At 66.5% G+C, this 6,556-nt stretch carries 6 protein-coding genes and 1 pseudogene; 1 reads left to right on the top strand and 6 read right to left on the bottom strand.

Features of this window, described 5'->3' with window-relative positions:
- Positions 1 to 97 precede the first annotated feature (97 nt).
- Entirely contained in the window at positions 98 to 319 is a 222-nt protein-coding gene (locus tag Q0R16_RS15965; protein ID WP_295638321.1) for a hypothetical protein, read from the bottom strand.
- Positions 320 to 414: 95 nt separating this feature from the next.
- On the opposite strand from Q0R16_RS15965, the gene Q0R16_RS15970 reads away from it, so the two are divergent.
- Positions 415 to 1,311 carry a DMT family transporter gene (locus Q0R16_RS15970; protein ID WP_295638324.1) on the top strand — a complete coding sequence of 299 codons (897 nt, stop codon included), beginning with the start codon at positions 415 to 417 and terminating at the stop codon, positions 1,309 to 1,311.
- On the opposite strand, the gene Q0R16_RS15975 is transcribed toward Q0R16_RS15970, so the two are convergent.
- From Q0R16_RS15975 to Q0R16_RS15995, 5 genes and pseudogenes are all read right to left on the bottom strand, one after another.
- A complete protein-coding gene (locus Q0R16_RS15975; RefSeq protein ID WP_295638327.1) occupies positions 1,308 to 2,864 on the bottom strand; it encodes a long-chain-fatty-acid--CoA ligase in 1,557 nt (518 codons plus the stop codon). The two genes, Q0R16_RS15970 and Q0R16_RS15975, sit on opposite strands and share 4 nt — an antisense overlap.
- A 103-nt stretch (positions 2,865 to 2,967) precedes the next feature.
- Positions 2,968 to 3,462: a CcdC protein domain-containing protein gene (locus Q0R16_RS15980; RefSeq protein WP_295638329.1), complete on the bottom strand. Its 495-nt coding sequence runs from the start codon at positions 3,460 to 3,462 to the stop codon at positions 2,968 to 2,970.
- A 21-nt stretch (positions 3,463 to 3,483) separates the two neighbouring features.
- Positions 3,484 to 5,058, bottom strand: a complete 1,575-nt coding sequence (gene gcvPB / locus Q0R16_RS15985) for an aminomethyl-transferring glycine dehydrogenase subunit GcvPB (RefSeq protein ID WP_295638332.1) — start codon at positions 5,056 to 5,058, stop codon at positions 3,484 to 3,486.
- Positions 5,055 to 6,413: an aminomethyl-transferring glycine dehydrogenase subunit GcvPA gene (gene gcvPA / locus Q0R16_RS15990; protein ID WP_295638335.1), complete on the bottom strand. Its 1,359-nt coding sequence runs from the start codon at positions 6,411 to 6,413 to the stop codon at positions 5,055 to 5,057. The genes gcvPB and gcvPA overlap by 4 nt, the downstream gene beginning before the upstream one ends.
- Before the next feature lie 4 nt (positions 6,414 to 6,417).
- Positions 6,418 to 6,556 (bottom strand): annotated as a pseudogene (locus Q0R16_RS15995) (glycine cleavage system protein H); the annotation flags it as partial.

Here is a 6,556-nt window from a genome sequence, read left to right on the forward strand (position 1 = left end):
AGTCGAGACACGTCAGCGCTGTGCCAGCGTGTCTCGACTTCGCTCGACACGAACGGATCCCAATTCGAGGCTTTGCCTGCCCCTTGGACTTAATTTTCTACCCCTTGAACCACACCCTTGCCGCAATCCCCAGCGACACGCACGCAACCATCAACGACACGAAATACAGCCCGGTCCACGGCATCCAGCCGACCGCGTCGGGCACCGTGCGCCGCACGCGCCGGTGGTCGGCCCAGTACGACAACAGCACCAGCGACGCCGCGAAGCCGCCCGTCAGCGCCCAGAATTGCCAATCGCCAATTTGCCAATCAAACGTCATCGCGGGCCAGATGGCGGCACGGGCGCCTGATCGCAAGGGGCCCCAGGCGCCCAAGGCGCTTGATCACGAGGGTTCCTTCCCTATGGCGATCTGCAATGAACCCCGTCCAACGACCCCTCCACGCGCTCGTCTTGCGGCTGTTGGCGATGTTCCTGCTTCAGGCGATGATGATGCTCGTCAAGCTGGGCGGGGTGCATGGCATCCCGCTGGTCGAAACGATGTTTTGGCGCCAGGCGATCCCCACCGCGCTGATCCTGATGTGGCTGGCGTCGCGCGGGCAGTTGCACCGGCTGCGGACCGAGCGGCTGGGCGCGCACGCGCGCCGCAGCGTGATGGGCCTGACCGGCATGTTCCTGACGCTGGGTGCCGTGCGGTTGCTGCCGCTGTCCGAAGCCACCGTGCTGGGCTTCACCGCGCCGGTTTTCGCGACTGTGCTCGCGCTGGTCTTGCTGCGCGAGCGGGTCGGGGCGTATCGCGCAACGGCGGTTGCGCTGGGCTTCGCCGGCATCCTGATCATCGCCGGCCCCGATCGCGCGGCGATGCCCCTGCCCGGCTTTCTCGTCGGCATCGGCGGCGCATTCATGATCGCGCTGATTTCGATCCAGTTGCGCGATCTTGGCCGGACCGAGGAAGCGCTGTCGGTGGTGTTCTATTTTTCGGGCTTCAGCGCGATCGCGCTGGCGCTCACCCTGCCGTGGACCGCGCATGCGCACGACCTTGCCGGCTGGGCCATTCTCGGCGCAATCGGACTGACCGGGCTGTTCGGCCAGATCGCGCTGACCGCGGCACTTCGCTACGGATCGGTGTCGAGCGTGATCGTGATGGATTATTCCAGCTTCGTCTGGGCCACGATGTGGGGCTGGCTGGTGTTCGCGCAGTTGCCCCCCACATCGACATGGGCCGGCGCGCCGCTGGTGATCGGTGCCGGCCTCATCATCGTCTACCGCGAGCATCGGCTTTCGCTGCAAAAGCCGGTGGAATCGGTGAGTTAATTCACCTGCCGTTCGCGCCCTTCCCAGTAGGGATCGCGCAAGGCCCGGCGCAGAATCTTGCCCGTGGGATTGCGCGGCAGCGCCGCGATCACGTCGACCGACTTGGGTGCCTTGAACCCCGCAATCCGCGCCCGCGCCCAGGCGATCACGCTGTCTTCATCGATCGTGTGGCCCGGCCGGGGCACGCAAGCCGCCTTGACCGCCTCGCCCCACTTCGCGTCGGGCACGCCGAACACCGCCACTTCGGCAACATCGGGGTGGCCGTAGATCGCGCTTTCCACTTCGGCCGGATAGACGTTCTCGCCGCCCGAGATGATCATGTCCTTCACCCGATCCTGGATGAACACATAACCATCGGCGTCCATGTAGGCGGCATCGCCGGTGCGCACCCAGCCATCGGCCGAGCGCGTGGCGGCGCTGGCTTCGGGCAGTTTCCAGTATTCGGCCATGTTGGCGGTGGAGCGCGTGACGATCTCGCCCACCGTGCCAAGCGGCACCTCATCCCCCGCCGCATCGACGATCCGGATCTCCACCCCCGGAACCGCGCGCCCGGCCGATCGCATCCGGTCGTTGCCCGCAAGATCGTGATCGCCGGGCGGCAGGATCGCGATCGTGCCGGTGGTTTCGGTCATGCCATAGCACTGCATGAAGCCGGCGTTGGGCATCGTCGTCACCGCTTCGCGCAGCAGTTCGAGCGGGATCGGCGCGGCGCCGTACATCACGTATTTCAGCCGCGAAAAGTCGGTTGCCGCCGCCTTGGGATGCTGGATCACCATCTGCAACGCGGCTGGAACGATGAAGAACCGCGTGATGCCTTGTCCGATCGCATCGAGCGCCGCACCGGCATCGAATTCGGCATGAACGATCGCACGCGCGCCACCGGTCAGCGCCACCACCGACAGCCCGGTGCCGCCGATATGCGCGCAAGGCATGCACAACATGATGGCTTCATCGTCATCCCAGCGCGACCACGGCTGGCCCGCGTCGAGCCCGGCCTGGCGCAGCCCGAAAAAGTTGCGGTTGGTCAGCACCACGCCCTTGGGATTGCCGGTGGTGCCCGAGGTGTAAAGCTGGAGCGCGCCGTCTTCGTGGCCGGCCGGCTCGATCGCCAGCGGCTCGCACCCCGCGATCGCCGCGCGCGCATCGGCCTCGGCATAGACCTTCACCACGTCGGGCAGATCGGGCGCGAGCTGCTGCGCCAACGCTTCGAACCCCTCACCCGCAATCACCAGCTTCGCGTGCGTATCCTTGAGGATATAGGCCATTTCGGGCGGAGCCAGCCGCCAGCCGACCGGAACCATCACCACCCCGATCCGCCCGCAGGCCAGGAACATCTGGTAGTAGAGATCGGCGTTCTTGCCGATCCAGGCGACCCGGTCGCCGCGATGCACGCCGTTGGCGGCAAGCAGCGCGGCGATCCGCCGGGTCCACGGCTCGAGCTCGCCGTAAGTCATCTCCCGATGGTCCTGGACATAGGCGATCGCATCGGGCCGCTCGCGCGCCCAGTGCGTTACCCAGTGGTCGAATGTGTGCAAACCGGCTGGTTCGGTCATCGGCGCTGCTCTCCCTGTCGCGGGTCTTTAACCGCGCGATTAAGGAGCAGAATATCGCACGTGCCGGTCTAAGCAAGCGCCGATGGCGATTATCTGCGCCGCGTCATGCCGCCTGCAACAACCGCCGTGCCCTGATCGCCATTTCCAGCCGTTGCACCGCGATCACACCCAGTGCGAACGACACCAGCACGCCGGTCGCCAGCGCAGTGACATGCCGGGCATCGGTCATCGTTTCCTGCCGCAGGAACGAGCGCGCCGCGACCAGCGCGACCAGGAACAGCACACCCGCCAGCGACTGGCTCTGCTGCAAGGTGCCGGTGGCCGGATCGACCACGATCCGCATCATCCGTCCGCGCTGCCAGCCGATGGCCGAACCCGCCGCCAGTGCCAGCGCGCACCACAGCCAGCCCACGCCATGCGGCGGCATGGTCGCCAGCAGCCCAATCGCGAACACCGCGTAAATCGCGGGCAGCAGCCACACCGCCCACAACCGCAACGGCCGCGTCTTGCCGACCCGGCGCAAGCGGATCGCCAGCACCAGCGCAATCACCGCGTATGGGATCAGCGCAGCAAGCCCTTGGCTGTGTTGTGGATTCATCGGTAGCGCCCTCCTGTCCGGTCAACCCTTCGCCCAGGTCAGCTTGGGCTTGCGCGCCGCCAGCGTTTCATCGAGCCGGCGCCGCGGCGCGAAATGCGGCGCCGATTTCAGCGCCGGATCGCCCGCCTTGCCGCGTTCCGCCAAGCTGCGCATCGCACCGATGAATTGGTCGAGCGCGGCCTTGCTTTCGGTTTCGGTCGGCTCGATCAGCATCGCGCCGTGGACCACCAGCGGGAAATAGACCGTCATCGGGTGAAAACCCTCGTCGATCAGTCCCTTGGCCAGGTCGAGCGTCGAGAAGCCCTCGGCAAAGCCCGCATCGCTGAACAGCGCTTCGTGCATGCACGGCCCCGCCGCCCCGAACGGCGCATCGAGCACGTCGTCCAGGCTGCGCAAAATGTAGTTGGCATTGAGCACCGCATCGCCCGAAACCTGCAGCAACCCGTCCGCGCCGTGGCTGAGGATATAGGCCAGCGCGCGCGTGAACATGCCCATCTGGCCGTGGAACGCGCTCATTCGCCCGAAGGCCTGCGGGTGACGTTCGCCCGCGGTTTCTTCCTCGACCAGCGTCAGGTGCCCGTCGGCGTGCAATTCGCTGAACGGCAGCGGGCCGAACGGACACAGCGCCTCTGACAGCACCACCGGCCCCGAACCCGGTCCGCCGCCGCCATGCGGGGTGGAGAAGGTCTTGTGCAGATTGATGTGCATCGCATCGACGCCCAGGTCACCCGGCCGCACGCGCCCGACGATCGCGTTGAAGTTCGCGCCATCGCAGTAGACGAACGCACCTACTGCGTGGACAGCGTCGGCAATGGCTTTCAATTCGCTCTCGAACAGCCCGCAGGTGTTGGGGTTGGTGATCATCACCGCCGCCACGTCACTGTGTTCCGGCCCGCCCACCCCCAACCGCGCTTCCAGAGCCGCGCGATCGACACGGCCGGCAGGCGTCGCCGGGATCGTCTCGACGCGGTAGCCGGCGAACGCGGCGGTCGCGGGATTGGTGCCATGCGCGCTCTCGGGCACCAGCACCACCTGACGCGCATCGCCACGCGCCTCCAGCGCGGCGCGGATGCATAGCAGCCCGCACAATTCGCCGTGCGCGCCGGCCTTGGGCGTCATCGCCACGCCGTGCATGCCGGTCAGCGTGATCAGCCAGTGCGCCAGTTCGTTGATGACCTTCAACGCGCCCTGCACGGTCTGAACCGGCTGGAGCGGGTGGATATCGGCAAAGCCCGGCATCCGCGCGACCTTTTCATCCAGCCGGGGATTGTGCTTCATCGTGCACGATCCGAGCGGGAACAGCCCGAGGTCGATCGCGTAGTTCTGCCGGCTCAGCCGCGTATAGTGCCGCACCGCTTCGGGTTCGGACAAGCCGGGCAGATCGACCGGCGCGGCGCGCAGAAATGCGCCGAGTTCGGGCATGGGCGCGCTCGCCTCGCCATCGAAATCGACGCCGCAACGCCCCAGTTCGCCGATCTCGAACAGCAGCGGTTCTTCCAGTTGCAACGCGCGGTTGCCGGTGAAAGTTGCAGGAGCTTCATCGGCACCCACAACGCCCATCGCGGGGCGCCAGCCGGCGGGGTTCAGGTCGTTCATGCCAGGACCTCCTCGAGCGCGCGGCCCAGGGTTTCGATATCATCGGCGGTGGTGCATTCGCTTGCCGCAACCAGCAGCGCGTGGCCCAGTTCGGGCGCATCGGGGTAAAGCCGACCAAGCGACACCCCGCCGAGCACTTGCCTGTCCGCCAGCGCTCGCACCACGGTGCGGGCATCCTGCGGCAGGATCACCGTGAATTCATTGACATAAGCGCGGTTGAGCACGCTTACGCCCGGCACTTTTGCCAGTCGCGCCGCAGTTTCGCGCGCGCGTGCATGGCTGGCCGATGCCATCTGCGCGAGGCCCGAGCCGCCGAGCAAACTCATGTGGATGCTGAACGCGAGCGCACAGAGCCCGGAATTCGTGCAGATATTGCTCGTCGCCTTCTCGCGCCGGATGTGCTGCTCGCGCGTCGAAAGCGTGAGCACGAAGCCGCGCTTGCCCTCGGCATCGACGGTCTCTCCGCACAAGCGCCCGGGCATTTGCCGCACGAACTTCTCACGGCACCCGAACAAGCCGAGGTACGGCCCGCCGAATTGCAGGCCCACGCCGATCGACTGGCCTTCACCCACCACGATGTCGGCGCCGAGCGCACCCGGGCTTTCGATCAGGCCCAGCGCGACCGGTTCGGTCACCACCGCCACCAACAACGCGCCCTTGGCATGTGCCGCTTCGGCGATCGCGGCGAGATCGGGAATCCGCCCCAGCACGTCGGGATACTGGACCACCACGCACGACGTCTCGCCGTCGATCGCCGCGATCAGCGCAGCATCGTCGGGAGTGGCGTCGAGGCTCAGCGCGGTGTGGTGCAATGTGTCGCCGGTGAACCTGGCCATCGTCTTGGCGGTCGACGCGTAGTGCGGGTGCAGGCCCGCCGAAAGCAGCACTTGTCCGCGACGGGTGATCCGGCCGGCCATCGTGATCGCTTCCCAGCACGCGGTCGAACCATCGTAAAGCGAAGCGTTCGCCACGTCTGTGCCGAAAAGCCGCGCAACCTGGGTCTGAAACTCGAACAGCACTTGCAGCGTGCCTTGCGCGATCTCGGGCTGGTACGGCGTGTAGGCGGTCAGGAACTCGCCGCGCTGGATCAGGTGATCAACCGAGGCGGGCACATGGTGCCGGTAGGCGCCCGCACCAAGAAAGAACGGCGCGGCACCGGCCGCCAGGTTTTGTCCCGCGAGCTTTGCCATGTGCCGTTCGACGGCCATTTCGCTGGCGTGATCGGGCAGGCCCTCGACCGGCCCGGACAGCCGCGCGGCCAAAGGCACATCCGCGAACAAGTCGTCAACCGAGTCGACGCCGATCACACCGAGCATCGCACCGCGATCGGCTTCGCTGAGAGGAAGATAGCGCATCAAATCAAAGCCCTGCGATGTAATCTTGATAGGCGGCCTGATCCATGAGACCCGACAATTCGTCGGCGGAAGCGAGGTCCATCGTCCACAGCCAGCCGTCCTGATCGGCGCCGGTGTTGACCAGCTCGGGCTGGTCGGCGAGC

Origin of the sequence: Novosphingobium sp. (assembly GCF_025351285.1) — a bacterium.
GTDB lineage: Bacteria > Pseudomonadota > Alphaproteobacteria > Sphingomonadales > Sphingomonadaceae > Novosphingobium.

Coding starts and splice junctions, on each gene's coding strand:
- Q0R16_RS15965 (WP_295638321.1), bottom strand. CDS start 319: ATGACGTTTGATTGGCAAATTGGCGATTGGCAATTCTGGGCGCTGACG.
- Q0R16_RS15980 (WP_295638329.1), bottom strand. CDS start 3,462: ATGAATCCACAACACAGCCAAGGGCTTGCTGCGCTGATCCCATACGCG.
- Q0R16_RS15975 (WP_295638327.1), bottom strand. CDS start 2,864: ATGACCGAACCAGCCGGTTTGCACACATTCGACCACTGGGTAACGCAC.
- gcvPB (WP_295638332.1), bottom strand. CDS start 5,058: ATGAACGACCTGAACCCCGCCGGCTGGCGCCCCGCGATGGGCGTTGTG.
- gcvPA (WP_295638335.1), bottom strand. CDS start 6,413: ATGCGCTATCTTCCTCTCAGCGAAGCCGATCGCGGTGCGATGCTCGGT.
- Q0R16_RS15970 (WP_295638324.1), top strand. CDS start 415: ATGAACCCCGTCCAACGACCCCTCCACGCGCTCGTCTTGCGGCTGTTG.